15 protein-coding genes are annotated in these 17671 nt (G+C 72.5%); 10 read left to right on the forward strand and 5 right to left on the reverse strand.

The genetic code is table 11. The features are described from left to right. Positions 1–209: 209 nt before the first annotated feature. The 7 genes from AB0F56_RS08980 to AB0F56_RS09010 all read left to right on the forward strand — a co-directional run bounded on the left by AB0F56_RS08980 (position 210) and on the right by AB0F56_RS09010 (position 7591). Positions 210–1094 carry a DUF3152 domain-containing protein gene (locus AB0F56_RS08980; RefSeq protein ID WP_362005841.1) on the forward strand — a complete coding sequence of 295 codons (885 nt, stop codon included), beginning with the start codon at positions 210–212 and terminating at the stop codon, positions 1092–1094. Between the two features lie 112 nt (positions 1095–1206). Next, on the forward strand, positions 1207–2055 hold the full coding sequence (locus AB0F56_RS08985) for a tryptophan 2,3-dioxygenase family protein (RefSeq protein ID WP_362005844.1): 849 nt from the start codon (positions 1207–1209) through the stop codon (positions 2053–2055). Further along, a complete protein-coding gene (kynU, locus tag AB0F56_RS08990; protein ID WP_362005847.1) occupies positions 2048–3277 on the forward strand; it encodes a kynureninase in 1230 nt (409 codons plus the stop codon). The genes AB0F56_RS08985 and kynU overlap by 8 nt, the downstream gene beginning before the upstream one ends. A 103-nt stretch (positions 3278–3380) precedes the next feature. Beyond that, complete coding sequence (locus AB0F56_RS08995) at positions 3381–4250, forward strand: alpha/beta hydrolase (RefSeq protein WP_362005849.1); 870 nt, start codon at positions 3381–3383, stop codon at positions 4248–4250. A gap of 128 nt (positions 4251–4378) precedes the next feature. Then, positions 4379–5677, forward strand: a complete 1299-nt coding sequence (locus AB0F56_RS09000; protein ID WP_362005852.1) for a histidine kinase — start codon at positions 4379–4381, stop codon at positions 5675–5677. Continuing rightward, on the forward strand, positions 5674–6333 hold the full coding sequence (locus tag AB0F56_RS09005; RefSeq protein WP_362005855.1) for a response regulator transcription factor: 660 nt from the start codon (positions 5674–5676) through the stop codon (positions 6331–6333). Before AB0F56_RS09000 ends, AB0F56_RS09005 begins: the two co-directional genes overlap by 4 nt. Before the next feature lie 55 nt (positions 6334–6388). After that, positions 6389–7591, forward strand: coding sequence for a cytochrome P450 (locus tag AB0F56_RS09010; RefSeq protein WP_362005858.1), 1203 nt, complete (start codon positions 6389–6391; stop codon positions 7589–7591). Between the two features lie 43 nt (positions 7592–7634). Here AB0F56_RS09010 and AB0F56_RS09015 read toward each other — a convergent pair whose 3' ends face one another. Both AB0F56_RS09015 and AB0F56_RS09020 read right to left on the reverse strand, forming a co-directional pair. Then, positions 7635–9212, reverse strand: a complete 1578-nt coding sequence (locus AB0F56_RS09015; RefSeq protein WP_362005860.1) for an ABC transporter permease — start codon at positions 9210–9212, stop codon at positions 7635–7637. Beyond that, a complete protein-coding gene (locus AB0F56_RS09020) occupies positions 9209–10126 on the reverse strand; it encodes an ABC transporter ATP-binding protein (protein ID WP_362005862.1) in 918 nt (305 codons plus the stop codon). Before AB0F56_RS09020 ends, AB0F56_RS09015 begins: the two co-directional genes overlap by 4 nt. 62 nt (positions 10127–10188) lie before the next feature. Between AB0F56_RS09020 and AB0F56_RS09025 the strand changes: the two genes are divergently transcribed. After that, a complete protein-coding gene (locus tag AB0F56_RS09025) occupies positions 10189–10692 on the forward strand; it encodes a MarR family transcriptional regulator (protein ID WP_362005864.1) in 504 nt (167 codons plus the stop codon). A 47-nt stretch (positions 10693–10739) separates the two neighbouring features. On the opposite strand, the gene AB0F56_RS09030 is transcribed toward AB0F56_RS09025, so the two are convergent. After that, positions 10740–11585 carry a diacylglycerol kinase gene (locus AB0F56_RS09030; protein WP_362005867.1) on the reverse strand — a complete coding sequence of 282 codons (846 nt, stop codon included), beginning with the start codon at positions 11583–11585 and terminating at the stop codon, positions 10740–10742. 109 nt (positions 11586–11694) lie between these two features. Between AB0F56_RS09030 and AB0F56_RS09035 the strand changes: the two genes are divergently transcribed. Further along, positions 11695–12978 carry an adenylosuccinate synthase gene (locus tag AB0F56_RS09035; RefSeq protein ID WP_024760101.1) on the forward strand — a complete coding sequence of 428 codons (1284 nt, stop codon included), beginning with the start codon at positions 11695–11697 and terminating at the stop codon, positions 12976–12978. 140 nt (positions 12979–13118) lie between these two features. On the opposite strand, the gene AB0F56_RS09040 is transcribed toward AB0F56_RS09035, so the two are convergent. Further along, positions 13119–14972 (reverse strand): serine/threonine-protein kinase, encoded by a 1854-nt coding sequence (locus tag AB0F56_RS09040; RefSeq protein WP_362005868.1) that lies wholly within the window; start codon positions 14970–14972, stop codon positions 13119–13121. A gap of 38 nt (positions 14973–15010) precedes the next feature. After that, the gene (locus AB0F56_RS09045) at positions 15011–16537 is read right to left on the reverse strand and encodes a substrate-binding domain-containing protein (protein WP_362005870.1); all 1527 of its coding nucleotides are present in this window, start codon (positions 16535–16537) and stop codon (positions 15011–15013) included. 190 nt (positions 16538–16727) lie between these two features. On the opposite strand from AB0F56_RS09045, the gene AB0F56_RS09050 reads away from it, so the two are divergent. Beyond that, positions 16728–17669, forward strand: a complete 942-nt coding sequence (locus AB0F56_RS09050; RefSeq protein WP_362005872.1) for an NADP-dependent oxidoreductase — start codon at positions 16728–16730, stop codon at positions 17667–17669. Positions 17670–17671 lie beyond the last annotated feature (2 nt).

Genomic DNA, 17671 nt, shown 5'->3' on the forward strand with positions numbered 1-17671 from the left:
CAACGCACGTACAACCCACGTGCAACGCACGAACAACGCACGAACAACGCACGTACGACGCGCCGCGCGGCCCCCGGTCGCGCGGCGCGTTTCGTTCGATGGTGTTCGAAGAGGCCGGTACGATCCTTCGGTCCGTTGTACCGAGAGCAGCCGGCGCAGAGGCCCCACCCTCTTCCCCCCAACCGGCCGACGCAGGGGAGAAGTCTGTCTTGGGCAAGCGCGCCGCCGCACCCACCGGCCGGGGACGAAGTCAGAGCCGGCGCCGACGCCGCCGCAGCCCTCTGGGTCGGCTCGTCCTGCCGGCCCTCGCGCTCGCCACGCTCGCCCTCGGCGGCGGCGCCGCCCTCGCCCACTACAACGGCGCCGGGGACACCGGCCCGAGCGACGCCGACACCAGGGCCGCCGAAAGCCTGACGCCCGAGCCGACCACGGCCGCCCCCACCACGCCCAAGGCCACCACCCCGACCCCGGCGCGGACCACCGCCAAGCCGAAGCCGCCGCCCAAGCCGAAGCCCAAGCCGAAGGTGCCCGAGAGCGGCCCCGGCACGTTCGAGTCGGCCGGGTCCTCCGGCGCGCCCGTCGGCACCGGGGGCACCCTGCGCCGCTACCGCGTCCAGGTGGAGGACGGCATCGACGTCTCCGCCGCCGAGGCGGCCGCCGAGATCGAGCGGATCCTGGCCCACCCGCGCGGCTGGGCCGCGCACGGCCGGGGCCGGTTCCAGCTGGTCACCGAGAACGCCGACTTCGTCATCCGGATCGCCACCCCGACGACCGCCGACCGGCTCTGTCTCGCCGTGGGCCTCAACACCCGCGGGGAGCTGAACTGCGAGACCACCCAGGGCGTCGTGGTGAACCTGAAGCGCTGGCTGCTGGGCTCGCCGACGTTCACCGGGACCCCCGCCGAGTACCGGCATCTGATCATCAACCACGAGGTCGGGCACGAGATCGGCCTCCGGACGCACATGACCTGTCCGGGTGCGGGGAAGCTCGCGCCGGTGATGATGCAGCAGATCAAGGGGCTCAAAGGCTGCCGTTCGAACGCATATCCGTATGACGAAGACGGGAGCTACATCGAGGGCCCGATCGTGCCATGATGCGCAGGGGACCGCGTGCGACGAAGCGTGCGGCCCCGAGGGGACCGGGGCTCGCTTTCTCTCACGGAAGGAGCGGACCGCTACCCGGTAGTTGCGTATCGAGGAGACAGCAATGTCCACCTTCCCCGATGCCTCCGGAGCCGGATCGGTCGACGCACCGAACCTCGACTTCGCGGGCACGACGCCGTACGAGGACTACGTACAGGCGGATGTACTCACCCACCTCCAGCACCTCCGCTCCGACGACCCGGGCGAGATGGTCTTCCTGGTCACCACCCAGGTCATGGAGCTGTGGTTCACCGTCATCGTGCACGAGTGGGAGACCGCGAGCCGCGCCCTGCGCGAGGACCGCATCCCCGTCGCGATGGACGCACTCAAGCGCTCCGTGCGCGAGCTGGAGGCCCTGAACCACTCCTGGCGGCCGCTGGCCCAGCTCACCCCCGCGCAGTTCAACTCCTACCGCGCGGCCCTCGGCGAGGGCTCCGGCTTCCAGTCGGCGATGTACCGCCGGATGGAGTTCCTGCTCGGCGAGAAGTCCGCGTCGATGCTGGTCCCGCACCGCGGCGCGCCCCGGGTCCACGCCGAGCTGGAGAAGGCGCTCCAGGAGCCCAGCCTGTACGACGAGGTCCTCAGGCTCCTCGCCCGGCGCGGGCTGCCCGTGCCGCAGTCCGTCCTCGGCCGGGACCTGGCGAAGAAGTACGAGCCGTCCCCCGAGGTCGAGAAGGTCTGGGCCGGGATATACGCGGACGCCGACCAGAACGCCGAGCTCGTCCGTCTGGGCGAGGCGCTCAGCGACGTCGCCGAACTGGTCTGGCGATGGCGCAACGACCACCTCGTCGCCACCCGGCGGGCCATGGGCTCCAAGACGGGCACCGGCGGCTCGGCGGGCGTGGCGTGGCTGGAGAAGCGGGCGCAGAAGAACGTCTTCCCCGAGCTGTGGACGGCCCGCAGCCATGTCTGAGACCTTGCGCGAGAACGCGCTCCGCAGGGATCTGGAAGACCCGCTGGCCAAGCTCCGCGAGAAGTTCGTCCTGGACGAGGAGACGGTCTACCTCGACGGCAACTCGCTGGGCGCCCTGCCCGCCCACGTGCCCGACCGGATGGCCGACGTCATCACCCGCGAGTGGGGCCGGCTGCGGATCCGCTCCTGGGACGAGAGCGGCTGGTGGACCGCGCCCGAGCGGATCGGCGACCGGATCGCCCCGCTCGTCGGCGCCGCCCCCGGCCGGATCGTGGTCGGCGACTCGACCAGCGTGAACGTCTTCAAGGCGGTCGTCGCGGCCACCCGGCTGAGCACGGACGACCGGGACGAGATCCTCGTCGACGCGACGACGTTTCCCACGGACGGGTACATCGCGCAGTCGGCGGCCCGGATGACCGGCCGCAGGATCGTGCCGGTAGCGCCCGCGGAGATCGCGGACGCGGCGGGACCGCGCACCGCGGCCGCGCTCGTCAACCACGTCGACTACCGGACGGGTCGCCTCCACGACCTGCCCGGGATCACGGCCGCGCTGCACGAGGCGGGCGCCCTCGCGATCTGGGACCTGTGCCACAGCGCGGGCGCGCTCCCTGTCGGCCTGGAGGAGCACGGGGTCGACCTGGCGGTCGGCTGCACGTACAAGTACCTCAACGGCGGCCCCGGTTCGCCCGCGTACCTGTACGTCGCCGAGCGGCACCAGGCGGCCTTCGACTCCCCGCTGCCCGGCTGGAACTCGCACGTCGACCCGTTCGGGATGACCCCGGGCTACACGGCGGCCGAGGGCGCGGTGCGGGGCCGGGTCGGTACGCCCGACATCCTGTCCATGCTGGCCCTGGAGTCGGCCCTGGACGTCTGGGACGGCGTCGCCGTCGAGGACGTACGGGCCAAGTCGCTCGCCCTGACGGACTTCTTCGAGGAGTGCGTGGCCGCGTACGTCCCGGCCGGCCGGGTCGTGTCCGTCACGCCCCGGGCGCACGGCGAGCGCGGCAGCCAGGTCGCGCTGCGGTGCGCGGAGGCGCCCGCCGTCATGGCGGAGCTGATCCGGCGCGGGGTGGTGGGCGACCTGCGCCGCCCGGACGTGCTCCGGTTCGGCTTCACGCCGCTGTACGTCGGCTTCGCGGACGCGGAGCGGGCGGCCCGGATCCTGGCGGAGGTCCTGGCGGAGATCCCGGCGGAGGCAGCGGCTCCGCACCTCGACAGCTGAGGTCGGACGGTCGGATGATCGCTTGATCTGTGGGGGCGTCAGTGCTGATACGGTCCCCGCAGGTCAGGCCAATTCGGCCCCGTCCCCGAGAGGTTGGAACAGCATGCCGGACCCCGCCGCGCGCGACGCCGCCGAAGAAGCGTCGGCGTTCTCGCACCCGGCCGTCGCCCCGGACGCGTCCGCAGCGTACGGCGATCACCCCGACCAGGTCGTCGACTTCTACGCGCCGCGCGACGGCCGGCAGCGGGCGCCGCTCGTCGTCGCGCTGCACGGTGGTGCCTGGCGGGCGCCGTACGACCGGCAGCACCTCACCCCGTTCGTGGACTTTCTGGCCCGCCGGGGGTTCGCCGTCGCCAACGTCGAGTACCGGCGCGGCGGCGCCCTCCCCCGGCAGGGCGGTACGGGACCGGTCGCCGGCCGCTGGCCGGACACCTTCGACGACGTGGCCGCCGCCCTGGACGCCGTACCGAAGCTGGCGGCCGAGCACCTGCCGCAGGCCGACCCGCGCCGGATCGTGCTCACCGGCCACTCCGCCGGCGGCCACCTCGCCCTCTGGGCGGCCGCCCGGCACGTCCTCGCCCCCGACGCGCCCTGGCGCCTGCCCGCGCCGCCCGCGCTGCGCGGGGTCGTGGCCCTCGCCCCGATCGCACACTTCGACCGGGCCGTGGAGCTCGGCGTGTGCGGCGGTGCGGTGACCGAATTCCTGGGCGGCGAGGGCGAGTTCGACGTACGGGCCCGGCACGCCGACCCGGCCCTGCTGCTGCCGACCGGGATCGCGACCGCGGTCGTCCAGGGCCGCGACGACGTCGTCGTCCCGCAGGAGGTGGCCGACGCCTATGTGGAGGCGGCGGCGAAGGCGGGCGAGACGGTCGGCCTGACGCTCCTCCCGGACGTCGGCCACTTCCCCCTGATCGACCCGGCGGCCGACGCCTGCGCGGTGGTGGCGGAGGAGATCGCCCAGCTCGCGTTCTGAGCACGCGGGGCCCGCGCGGGGCCCCACGGGCGGGGCCGCGCGGGGCCGTGTAGTACCTGGGACGGACGCGGCAGGATCCGCCGTCGTGGGGACGACCCGCGTCCGTCGTCCCCCGTACCGTTGCTGACGTGACAGACACCCGTGAAACGAGCCGCAGCCCCGAGTTCCGCCTGGCCCAGGGCGCGCTCGGCGGGCTGCGCCAGGACCTCTTCCACAACGCGTTCGAGTACCGGCCGCTGCCCCCGATGTCGGTCGACGGACCGGTGACCCGACGCCTGCCCGGGCGGATACGGGCCAAGGCCCGCTGGACGCCGCACGCGATCGTCGCCGCCTGTGCGCTTTTCGTCTTCGCGATGGGGATGGACCTCGGCGACAGCAACGGCGTCTTCGCCCTCGTCTTCGCCGGGATGCCGGCCGCGGCCGTGCTGCTGACCCTGGTCCGCCCGGTGCTCGCGTTCTGGGCGGCGCTCGCCTCCGCCCCGTTCGTGGCCGTCCTCGGCTCGTACGACTTCGGCTGGCCCTGGGGCCCGACCTCGGGCATCGCCCAGGTGGTGGTGATGACGGTGGTGGCCGCCCGCACCCGGCCCCGTACGGGCGCCTGGATCTGGGTCGTCACCCTCGTGTTCGCCTTCTTCGCGACCACGCTCAGGGGAGGCGGCGACAACGCCCTCTCGGTCCTCTTCCCCTCCGCGCTCGCGCTGCTCTTCGTGACCGTCGTCCAGGTCCGCCGCGAGGCGGAGAAGACCGTCACCGCCCAGCAGTCGGTCACGGCCGTGGAGCGCTCCAAGCGGACCCTCCTCGAGGAGCGCACCACCATCGCCCGCGAGCTCCACGACGTCGTCGCCCACCACATGTCGGTGGTCGCCATCCAGGCCGAGGCCGCGCCCTACCGGGTCGAGAACCCGCCGCCGGAGCTGGAGCAGGCCTTCGTCACCATCCGCGAGAACGCGGTGGCCGCCCTGACCGAGCTGCGCCGCGTCCTCGGAGTCGTACGGGCCGAGGACTACGAGGCCCCCGACGCCCCGCAGCCCACCCTCGCCGACCTCGACGGGCTCGTCGGCAACGTCCGCGAGGCCGGGCTCGACGTCGAGAAGACCGTCACAGGATCGGTCCGTGAGCTGCCGCAGGGCGTGGAGCTCTCGGCGTACCGGATCATCCAGGAGGCGCTCTCCAACGTCCTGCGGCACGCGCCGGGCGCGGCGGCCAAGGTGGAGGTCTCGTACGTCCTCGGCGGGCTCGGTCTGCGGATCGTCAACGGGCCGGCTCGTGGGCTGGTGAAGCCCTCCCCGGGCGCCGGTCACGGGCTCACCGGGATGCGCGAGCGGGTGACGATGCTGAACGGCGAGATGACGGCCGAACCGACCGAGGACGGCGGTTTCGAGGTCACGGCGTTCGTCCCCGTGACCCGTGAGGAGACGGACCAGTGATCCGCGTACTGATCGTCGACGACCAGATGATGGTCCGCGAGGGCTTCTCGGTGCTGCTCGGCGCGATGCCGGACATCGAGGTCGTCGGCGAGGCGGTCAACGGACGCGAGGCGATCGCCCAGGTCGCGGCCCTGCGCCCGGACGTCGTCCTGATGGACATCCGTATGCCGGAGTTGAACGGCATCGAGGCGACCCGCGAGATCGTCGCGGCGGACGCCGACGCGAAGGTGCTCGTCCTGACGACCTTCGACCTCGACGAGTACGTGTACCAGGCGCTGCGCGCCGGGGCCTCCGGCTTCCTCCTGAAGGACGCCTCGGCCCGGCAACTGGCCGACGGTGTACGGGTCGTGGCGGCCGGGGAGGCGCTCCTCGCGCCGACCGTGACGAAGCGGCTGATCACCGAGTTCGCACGGGCGGCGGAGACGCCGAAGGCGCCGGCGATGGCACAGGTCGGCGAGTTGACCGAGCGGGAGACGGAGGTCCTGGTGCTGATCGCGCAGGGCCTGTCGAACGCGGAGATCGCCGACCACCTGGTGGTCGCCGAGTCGACGATCAAGACCCATGTGAGCCGGATCCTGGTGAAGCTGGGGCTGCGCGACCGGACGCAGGCGGCGGTCTTCGCGTACGAGGCGAGACTGGTGCAGGTCGGCGGGTAGGACCCGCGCGGGTCGGGGGGTAGGAACGGCGCAGGTGGGCGGGTAGGTTCCGGCCATGGACGCTTCCTTCGACCCCTGGTCGCCGGGGTTCATCGCGGACCCGTACCCCGCCTACGCCGAGCTGCGGGCGGCGGGCCGGGCGCACTGGTACGGCCCGACCCGGCAGTGGCTGATCCCGCACTACGAGGACGTCTCGGGGCTGCTGCGGGACCGGCGCCTGGGCCGCACGTACACGCACCGCTTCACGCACGAGGAGTTCGGGCGCACGGCCCCGCCGGCCGCGCACGAGCCGTTCCACACGCTCAACGACCACGGGCTGCTCGACCTGGAGGCGGCGGACCACACACGGATCCGCCGTCTCGTGTCGAAGGCGTTCACCCCGCGCACCGTGGAGAACCTGGCGCCGACGGTACGGAGGCTGGCGGCGGAGCTGGTCGGCGGCCTGGTCGCGCGCGGCGGCGGCGACCTCCTCGCCGATGTCGCCGAACCCCTCCCGGTCGCCGTGATCGCGGAGATGCTCGGGGTGCCGGAGGAGGACGAGGAGCGGCGGATGCTGCGGCCGTGGTCGGCCGACATCTGCGGGATGTTCGAGCTGAACCCCTCGGAGGAGACGGCCCGGCGGGCGGTGCGGGCGTCGCTCGACTTCTCGGCGTACCTGCGGGAGCTGATCGCGCGCCGCCGGAAGGACCCGGGCGAGGACCTGATCTCGGCCCTCGTGGGGGTGGAGGAGCTCACGGAGCAGGAGATGGTCTCCACGTGCGTGCTGCTCCTGAACGCGGGGCACGAGGCGACCGTCAACACGACCGTGAACGGCTGGTGGACGCTGCTGCGCCACCCGGAGCAGCTGGCGGCGCTGCGCGCGGATCCGGCCGGACTCTTGTCCACAGCTGTGGAGGAGGTCCTCCGCTACGACACGCCTCTGCAGATGTTCGAGCGGTGGGTCCTCGACGACATCGAGGTCGGTGACGTCAGGATCCCGCGCGGCTCGGAGGTCGCGCTCCTCTTCGGCTCCGCCAACCGCGACCCGGCCCGCTTCGCCGACCCGGACGTCCTGGACCTGTCCCGTACGGAGAACCCGCACATCACCTTCGGGGCGGGCATCCACTACTGCCTGGGCGCCCCGCTGGCCCGCCTGGAGCTGACGACCCTCTTCGCGGAGGTGCTCGACCAGGCGCCGACCCTCCGCCTGGCGGCGGAACCCGAGTGGAACCCGGGGTACGTCATCAGGGGCGTACCGGAGCTTCTGGTGGAGCTGTAGGAGCTGAAACGAGGAGGGCCCCGGAAACGGGGCCCTCTCGGTTTCACGCGGTGATCAGGTCCCGCTGCCGCAGGCGCCACAGGCCCGTCGCCGTCAGGGCCGCCGCCACCAGCGTCAGGGTCAGGACGGGCCCCCAGGCCATCTCCTGGCCGGGCAGCTTCGGCAGGTGGCCGAAGGGCGACAGGTTCAGCACCGCCTGGGGCAGGTCGAGCGCCGGGCCGATCCAGCCGAGCGCCAGGGACAGGCCCGCCACGCCCCACCCGGCCACGGCCGCCTTCGGGAAGGCGCCCCACAGCAGGACCGCGAGGCCCGCCAGGGTCCAGATCGCGGGGAGCTGGGCGAGCGAGGCGCCCAGGATCGGGCCGAGGTCCTTGCCGTACGAGAGGTACAGGCCGAGGCCGCTCAGGAGCATGATCAGGGCCGCTCCCGCGAAGGCGATCACCAGGTGGCCGGCCGCCCAGGCGACCCGGCCGACCGCGTTGGCCAGGATGGGCTCCGCCCGCCCCGAGGTCTCCTCGCCGTGCGGCCGCAGCACCGAACCGACCGCGTACAGCGCGGCGATCATGCCGAACAGGCCGACCATCGTCGCGAGGAAGGCGTTGGTCAGACCGCTCTGACCGCCCATCCGCTCGAAGATCTCCCGCGCCTGCTCGTTGTCGCCGACGATGTCGGCCGCCCCCGAGACCATCCCGCCGAAGACCAGGCCGCCGAGCAGGAAGCCGAGCGACCAGCCGAGCACGGTCCCGCGCTGAAGCCGCCAGGCCAGCGCCCCGGCCGTGGCGAGCCGGCCCTCCGCCGGGCCGGGACGGGTCGGCAGGAAGCTCATGCCCACGTCGCGCCTGCTCGCCAGCTCGTACGCCACCGCCGTCTGGACGAGCACGGCCACGGCGATCAGGAGCAGGACCCACCAGCGCTCGCCGGCGAAGGCGCGGACGTTCTCCGCCCAGCCGATCGGGGAGAGCCAGGTCAGGACGGAGTCGCCGTCGGCGTTCCCCGCGTCGCCCGCCGCGCGCAGCACGAAGGCGAGACCGAGGACGGCGGAGGTCAGGCCCTTGGCGAGGCGCGCGCTCTCCGTCAGCTGGGCGACGATCGCGGCCATCGTGGCGAAGAGCATGCCCGTGCCGCCCACGGCGAGGCCGAGCGCGAGCGCCCCGCCCGGCCCCTGCCCCGCGAGCCCGGCCGTGATCACGAGCGCGACGCCCGCGTTGGCGAGCAGCGCCGCGAGCAGCGCGGCGGTCAGCGGGGCGCGGCGGCCCACCACGGCGGAGGAGAGCATCTCCTGACGCCCCGTCTCCTCCTCTTCCCTGGTGTGCCGTACGACGATGATCAGGCTCATCACGGCGGCGAGCACGGCCGCGAAGGTGCCGAACCGCCAGGCCACGAGCCCGCCCAGGGAGTCGTCGAAGACCGGCCCGTACAGCGAGCGCATCGAGCTGTTGGCGGTCATCGACGCCGCCAGCTCGGCGCGGGCCTCCTGGGTGCCGTAGAGGCCCTTCAGGGAGCCGACGCCGCCGGCGACCATGCCGCCGGTGACGAGGACCCAGATCGGCATCATCAGCCGGTCGCGGCGGAGCGCGAGCCGGGTGAGCGGGCGGGTGCCCGCGAGAGTGAGGGTGCTCATCGCGCGGTCGCCCCATCGGTGGCGTAGTGCCGGAGGAAGAGCTCCTCCAGGGTGGGCGGGGTGCTGGTCAGCGAGCGCACACCGGACTCGGTGAGCGACCGGAGCACGGCGTCGAGCTTGTCGGTGTCGACCTGGAGCCGCACCTTCAGGCCCTGACCCCTCTCGATCGGCTGGAGGGCGAGGTCGTGGACGCCGGGGAGGTGGGCGAGCCCGTTGGGCGCGCCGGCGAGCTCGGCGGAGACGCTCGTACGGGTGAGGTGGCGCAGCTCGGCGAGCGAACCGCTCTCCACCGTCTGCCCCTTGCGGATGATGCTGACCCGGTCGCAGAGGGTCTCGACCTCGCTGAGGATGTGCGAGGAGAGCAGGATCGTGCGGCCGCGCTCCCGCTCCTCGGCGACGCAGCGCTGGAAGACCTCCTCCATCAGGGGGTCGAGGCCGCTGGTGGGCTCGTCGAGGATGAGCAGGTCGACGTCGGAGGCGAAGGCGGCGACGAGGGCGACCTTCTGGCGGTTGCCCTTGGAGTAGGTCCGGCCCTTCTTCGTCGGGTCGAGCTCGAACCGCTCGATCAGGTCGGCCCGCCGGGCCTTGTCGAGGCCGCCGCGCAGTCGTCCGTAGAGGTCGATGACCTCGCCGCCCGAGAGGTTGCGCCAGAGCGTCACGTCGCCGGGGACGTACGCGATCCTGCGGTGCAGCTCGACGGCGTCGCGCCACGGGTCCTTGCCGAGGAGCTGGGCGGCGCCGGAGTCGGCGCGCAGCAGCCCGAGGAGGACGCGGATCGTGGTCGACTTGCCGGAGCCGTTCGGGCCGAGGAAGCCATGGACCTCACCGGTCTCGACCGCGAGGTCGAGCCCGTCGAGCGCGTGGGTACGGCCGAAGGACTTGTGCAGTCCGGCCACCGTGATTGCCTTCGTCATTCTTCAGAACGTACGCTACTTTCACAAACTTGTGAAGTTAACGAAGCGTATAAAGTTGGGGGATGAGCGAGATGACGACGACCAGCGCGGGCGACGATGCGGCCGTGTCCCGATTCGTGGAACGCTTCGCCGCCGAACTCACCGAAGCGGGGATGCAGCGCATGGCGGCCAGGGTCTTCGCGGCCCTGCTGGCCTCCGAGACCGCGTCGATGACCTCCGCGGAACTCGCCGAACAGCTCCAGATCAGCCCGGCGGCCGTCTCCGGCGCGATCCGCTACCTCAGCCAGGTCGGCATGGTCAGCCGCGAACGCGACCCCGGCTCCCGCCGCGACCGCTACGTCCTCCACAACGAGGTCTGGTACGAGACCATGACCCGCCGCGACGCGATCCTGACCCGCTGGGAGAAGGTCCTCCGCGACGGCTCGGAGATCCTCGGCCCGAACACGGCGGCGGGCCGCAGGACGGGGGAGACGGCGGAGTTCTTCGAGTTCCTCCAGAGCGAGATGCTGAGCATGCTGGACCGCTGGCGGGTGCGGAAGGCGGCGAAGGGCGGCCAGGAGGCGTGACGCCCGACGCCTGACCCCGACGCCCGAAACGCCTGACGCCCGACGACTCAGGCCTTCGCCTTCGGCAGCGTCAGCCCCCACGCGCCCTCCCGGGCCGTCCAGGTCCGGCGCCGGACCGGGCCCGAGATCACGGTGTCCGCTCGGTAGCGGAAGTCCGGGCCCGAGACCGTCAGGGTGTGGGCGTCGGCGTGGACGGGTGGGGCGGACGGGGGCTGGATCGTGATCGCGGCCAGGCCCGCCAGGGACCGTACGCTCACGCCCTCCACCGGCGCGCCCACATCGCTGAGCAGCACGCCGTCCGCCTCCACCCGCAGCCGGTGGACGCGGGGTGCGGCGTGCGCCGGGTCCGGGCGGACCAGGGTGCGGACCAGGGAGCGGCAGGTGTCCCAGACGGTCGGCGGGGCCGGCGCGGGCACGGCCGGGCCCCGGCCGGCCGGGATGCTCAGGTCGCCGAGCACGACCCCGTCGCTGTCGTCGACGAGCAGGTCGAGCCGGCGCGGCACCCCGTCGAGCACCGCCCGCGCCGCCGCGACCGTGCCCGGCGGCACGCCGAGGGCGTACGCCACTTCCAGCGAGCCCGGCGCGCCGATCGGCACGAGCGACAGCGCCGCGCCCGCGAGCTCACGCTCACGGTGCAGCAGCGTCACCGTGCGTAGCAGCGTGCGGTCGTCGCCGACCACCACCGGGCGCCGTGACCCGCGCCGGGCAAGGGCCCGGGAGAATTCCTCCGGGCTGTCCGGAAGGCAGATTTTCGCCTCTGCCCCCGCACACAACACATCTTTCGCGATCCGTACGGACTCGCCGTCACTTCGGCGGGCGACCGGGTCGATGACCACCAGCAGCTGGTCGTGAGCCGACACCTCGGTCCTTCCTCGGGTAGCATCTTTGTGCAAGAGCCCCTTGCGCTATTGCGCCAGGGGCTTCGTCTATTCCGGGGCACACCGGTGAGGCGGCCTCGGCCCCTGACCTTGGACATGCCCCACCCGGAAGGGGTGTACGCCTGTGCCCGCACTTGTGCTGCTCGGTGCTCAGTGGGGTGACGAGGGCAAGGGAAAGGCCACCGATCTCCTCGGTGGATCCGTTGACTATGTAGTGCGTTACCAGGGCGGCAACAACGCCGGCCACACCGTCGTCGTCGGCGACCAGAAGTACGCGCTGCATCTTCTCCCTTCCGGAATCCTCTCCCCGGGGTGCACCCCGGTGATCGGTAACGGAGTCGTCGTCGACCCGGCTGTCCTGCTCTCCGAGCTGAGCGGACTGAACGAGCGAGGCGTCGACACGTCGAAGCTCCTGATCAGCGGCAACGCGCACCTGATCACCCCGTACAACGTCACCCTCGACAAGGTGACGGAACGGTTCCTCGGCAAGCGCAAGATCGGCACGACGGGCCGCGGCATCGGCCCGACCTACGCCGACAAGATCAACCGCGTCGGCATCCGGGTCCAGGACCTGTACGACGAGTCGATCCTGGTCCAGAAGGTCGAGGCGGCGCTCGAGGGCAAGAACCAGCTGCTCGCCAAGCTCTACAACCGTCGCGCGATCGACGCCGCCCAGATCGTCGAGGAGATGCTCCAGTACGCGGAGCAGATCAAGCCGTTCGTCGCCGACACCACCCTGATCCTCAACAACGCGCTGGACGAGGACAAGGTCGTGCTCTTCGAGGGCGGCCAGGGCACGCTCCTTGACGTCGACCACGGCACGTACCCCTTCGTCACCTCCTCGAACCCGACCGCGGGCGGCGCCTGCACCGGCGCCGGCGTGGGCCCGACGAAGATCAGCCGGGTCATCGGCATCCTCAAGGCGTACACGACCCGTGTCGGCGCCGGCCCGTTCCCGACGGAGCTCTTCGACGCGGACGGCGAGGCGCTGCGCCGCATCGGCGGCGAGCGCGGTGTCACCACCGGCCGTGACCGTCGCTGCGGCTGGTTCGACGCGGTCATCGCGCGGTACGCGACCCGGGTCAACGGCCTGACGGACTTCTTCCTCACCAAGCTCGACGTGCTGACGGGCTGGGAGCAGATCCCGGTCTGCGTCGCGTACGAGATCGACGGCAAGCGCGTCGAGGAGCTGCCGTACTCGCAGACCGACTTCCACCACGCGAAGCCGATCTACGAGATGCTGCCGGGCTGGTCCGAGGACATCACCAAGGCCAAGACCTTCGCCGACCTGCCGAAGAACGCGCAGGCGTACGTGAAGGCCCTGGAGGAGATGTCGGGCGCCCCGATCTCCGCGATCGGCGTCGGCCCCGGCCGGACCGAGACGATCGAGATCAACTCGTTCCTGTAGGAACACGCCTGTAGGAACACGACGCGCGTGTGGGCCCGCACCCCGTACCCCGGGGTGCGGGCCCACGCGCGCGTCCGACGCGTCTGCGCGCTACGCGTCCGGCTTCGGGTCCCGGCACTCCTCGGAGGCCGGGGGACTCTCTACCGCCGGTAGTACTCGCCCGGCTCCCCGTCCAGCATCGGGTGGACCAGCAGCCGCTCGCGCCCCTTGAAGCGGTCGACCGTCACATAGCCGCCCGTGCCCACGCGTTCGCAGTCGCGGTCCGAGGCGTCCACGTCCGCCGTGCCCGGGGCGATGACGAGCGGTGGGCCCGCGGCGGCGAGGAGGGAGGTGAAGGTGCAGGTCACCGTGTCCGCCGTCAGGCCGCCCTCGTCGTCGAGGCGGGGGAAGCCGCGCTGCATCCGCAGGACGGGGGCGCCGATGGGGCCCTGGGTGATCGTGACCTCGTCGGAGTAGCGGTCGACGTTCTCGCCGTAGATCAGCGGGTCGTTCTCCATCTTCCAGGAGCCGACGTACGACGCCGGGACGATCGCCGTGCCCGTGCGCGCCTTGCGGAAGGTGGCCTTCGCCGCGCCCGAGGACCACTCCAGGACGTCGGGGGAGCGCAGGGTCAGGGTCTGGTGGGCGAGCGGGGTGCACCGCTGGGAGGGGACGCTCGTGGTGACGTCGGACTCGCCGAGGACCACCTTGTCCTCGTCGGCGGAGACGAGCCGCGAGCGGCCCATGCACATCTGCTCCTCCGACGCCCGCGTGTAGACGGCGACCTTCGTGCCCGCCGCACCCTGGCCGATCTCGATCCGCGCCGCGTCCCTCGGGCTGTCCACCGAGCCGCGCAGCACGCCCTCCCAGGCGCCCAGGAACGCGGCGGGCACGATCCCCGACGGGCGCGGGGTCCCGCTCACGGTCCGGCCCCCGGCCCTGTTCTTGCCGCCGTCCTCCCCGGCGCGCGCGTCGGGCCAGTAGGCGTACGTGAGGCCGGCCGCCGCGGCCACGACGAGGGCGGTGGCGGCGGCGATCAGGCCGGTACGGCGGCGGCGAGACGGCTTCGGCGCCGGTACGGGAGTGTCGTCGCCCGGGCCCGCAGGGGAAGACGCGGCCGTCGGCGTCGCCTCCGCCTCCAGGATCCGCGCCGCGTGCCGGCCGAGCCGGGTCAGGACGTCCGCCGGGAGCCACGGGTCGGCGACCGTGATCGTCTCGACCAGCTCGGCGGCCGAGGGGCGCCGCGCCGGGTCCTTGGCGAGGCAGGCCCGGACCAGGCCGCTCAGCTCGGCCGGCAGGTCCGTCAGGTCCGGCTCGTCGTGCGCGATGCGGAACATCGTGGCGTGGACGCCGCTGTCCGCCGTACCGAACGGGGAGCGGCCGGTCGCCGCGTAGACGAGGACCGAGCCCAGGCAGAAGACGTCGGACGCGGGCGTCAGCTTCTCGCCCCGTACCTGCTCGGGCGACATGAAGCCGGGCGAGCCGACCAGCGCGCCGGTGCTGGTGAGCCCGCCGTCCGTGACGGTCTCCACGGCCCGCGCGATGCCGAAGTCGATGAGGCGCGGCCCGTCGACGGTCAGCAGCACGTTCCCCGGCTTGAGGTCGCGGTGGACGAGCCCCGCGGTGTGCACATGGGTGAGCGCGCGGGCGACCCCGGCCGCCAGCGTGCGCACCGTCGCGGGCGGCAGCGGCCCGAACTCCTCGCCCACCACGGTCCGCAGCGAAGGCCCGGGGACGTAGCCGACGGCCACCCAGGGCGCCTCCGCCCCTGTGTCCGAGCCGAGGACCGGGGTCGCACCCGTCCCGCCGACCCGCTCGAGGGCGGCGACCTCCCGGGCGAACCGGCGCCGGAACTCGTCCTGCGCCGCCAGCTCCGCGTGCACCACCTTCACCGCGACCGTCCGGCCGCCCGACGAGCGCGCCAGGAACACCCGGCCCATCCCGCCGGCGCCCAGCCGGCCGAGCAGACGGAACGGACCGATGCTGACCGGGTCTTCCGCGTTCAAAGGCTCCACGACCGAAGAGGATGCCAGACCCTCCGACGAGGGTGTCGTCATCCTTCGCCGCAGATCCGCAGCCCCTTGGGCGTCGCGCAGGGCAGATGGCCATGCGTACGGATGACGTCCTGACCGCGCCCTTGCCGCAGATAGGTGAGGAAACTGGAGGTCAGCGAGTCGGCCGGCGGCTCGCCCCAGGTGTAGGCGTACTCGATCTCCCGGTACGGGTAGGTCGACGCGCCGATCTCGTCCACGTTCGGGACGCGGCCGTCGATGGCCACCTTGTGCAGCCCCTTCTGCCCGCTCACGGCCCGCAGTTCGGTGTACCCGATCGCCCCCGGCAGCTTGGCGACCGTCGACAGCACCTGGGCGGTGGAGTCCAGTTCGCAGCGGGTCACCGGGGCCTCGCGGTCGTCCCGGTTCTGGCAGTCCCGGGAGGAGTTCGCGGGCTCGTTGCGGTCCAGGACCCGGCGCTGGAAGACCTCCCGGGTACCGGAGTTGGCGTCCCGGCTGACCAGCAGGATGCGGCGGTCCGGGCCGCCCGGGATCTGCTTCCAGTTGTCGATCTCGCCCCGGTAGATCGCGCGGACCTGGTCGAGGGTGAGGTTCTCGACCGGGATCTCGTCGTTGAGGACGAGGGTGAAGAGGGAGACCGCGACCATGTTCTCGCGCAGCTCCGGGTAGCCGCCGGGCTTGCGGCCGTCGGAGAGCGCGACGACCGGCGGGGAGCCCTTGCCGCTCGCCGTGCCCGCCGCGTCGAGCGCCCGTATCCCCGCGGTCGAGCCGTGCGCGTCCACGACGATCGTGGAGCCCTCGCAGTCCTTCTGGTACTTGTCCGCGAGCTCCCGCACCGCCGGGGCGAACGCGGTGGAGCCGGTGACCTTGAGGGTGCCCTTGGCGCAGCCGATCGGCGGCGGGGCGTCGCGGGCGACGATGATCGCGGCGAGGGTGACCACGCAGGCGGCGAGGACGAGCGTGATGTTCCGGGCGGCGGGGCTGAAGGTCGGCGTCTTGTCGTCGACGCTCATGGATTCGTTGCGGTGGACCTCCACCCCGTCGCGGAGCCCGGTGATCTGGATCGCACGCTCGGACACGTTCCCGGAGAGCATCACGAGCAGCTTGAAGTACTGCTTGCGCTCCAGCGACACCTTGGGCAGCAGGACGGACGAGTCCCGCTTCCGCAGCCCGTTGCCCGCCCGCATCTCGTCCCACAGCGTCTCGGACTCCTGCGGGACGGTGGCGACCACGGCCAGGACGTCCTTGTCGGTGAAGGTGATCTTCAGCCCTTCGGCGTCGGCGGTGGACGGCCGGTAGTCCCCGTGGTCGATGTCGCGCTGCCCGTCGTTCTCGATCCGGAGCAGGACCAGGGTGGAGCCGTTCTCCGTGATCTCGCCGACCCGCAGGGTCCGGGCGCCGACGGTCTCGGCGACGCCCTCGCGCAGGGGCGTGTTCAGCTGTACGCGGTACCCGAGCCGCTTGCCCCGCTGCTGGAAGCGCTCGAACGCGACCACACCGGCGGAGACGAGGACACCGAGCAGCGCGGTGACCACGGCGATGACGTTCTCGGCGGTAACCCAGTCCACAGACGTGACGGTACGGACGGGTGTGCGGCCCTGTGGGGGAGGTCGCTTTCCGCCACCAGGAGTTCTCCCTTCGTTCAGCCGCCGGGTTCGTCCGCCGCATCCGCCGGGCGTGGATCGGCCGAACAACGGTTGCCGGTGCTGTGGACCGTGGGTGTAATGGCCACGAGGGGGCCAGGCGGAGAGGAACCCCATGCGTGTCGTCGAAGTGACCGCCTACGGCGGCCCTGAGGTCCTGAGAATGGCCCGCCGGCCGGAGCCCGAGGCCGGTGAGCGGCCCGGCATGGTCCGGGTGCGGCTGAAGGCGGCCGGGGTCAACCAGGCCGACCTGCGGATCCGGGCCGGCCGGTACGCCGACGTCGTCGGCCCCCTGCGGCCCCCGTTCGTCCTCGGGACGGACTTCGCGGGCAAGCTGATCGACCCCGTGCCCGGCATGCCGAAGGACACCCGGGTGGCCGGGTTCGTCCCCTGGTTCGAGGAGCTGACCGGCGAGGGGACGTACGCCGAGATCATCTGGGCCGCCCCGGAGTGGCTGGCCCCGATCCCGGACGACGTGGACTACACCGTGGCCGCCTCCGTCCCGCTGGCCGCGGCCACCGCCCAGCGCGGCCTGGACGAGCTGAACCTCCCCCAGGGCGCCACGCTGCTCGTCTCAGGGGCGAGCGGGGTGGTGGGCCGATTGGCGGTGCAGTACGCCGCGGCCGCCGGGCTTCGCGTGGTCGCCATCGCGCACGAGGGCGACCAGCACGAGCTGAAGGTCCTCGGCGCCGAGCACAGCGTGGTGCGGGGCACCCCGGACGAGATCGTCGAGCGGGTCGTCGACGCGGTCCCCGAGCGGGTGGACGCGGTCTTCGACGGCGCCTTCCTCGGCGCCCCGCTGCTCCGGACCGTGAAGGACGGCGGCTCCTTCATCGCCCTCGTCCCCGACCGGATGCCCGCGTCCGAGCGGAACATCCGGGTGGAGACCGTCCTCGGCCGGCCGGACCCCGCCCGGCTGAAGGAGACCCTGGAGAAGGTGGCGGCCCGGGAGATGATCACCCGGGTGTCGGACGTGATGCCGCTGGAGGAGGTCGCGGAGGCCCACCGCAGGGCGGAGGCGGGGCACAGGCCGGGCCGGATCATCCTCATGATCTAGGA

Origin of the sequence: Streptomyces sp. NPDC026092, assembly GCF_040638605.1 — a bacterium.
In the GTDB taxonomy this organism is placed as follows: Bacteria; Actinomycetota; Actinomycetes; order Streptomycetales; family Streptomycetaceae; genus Streptomyces.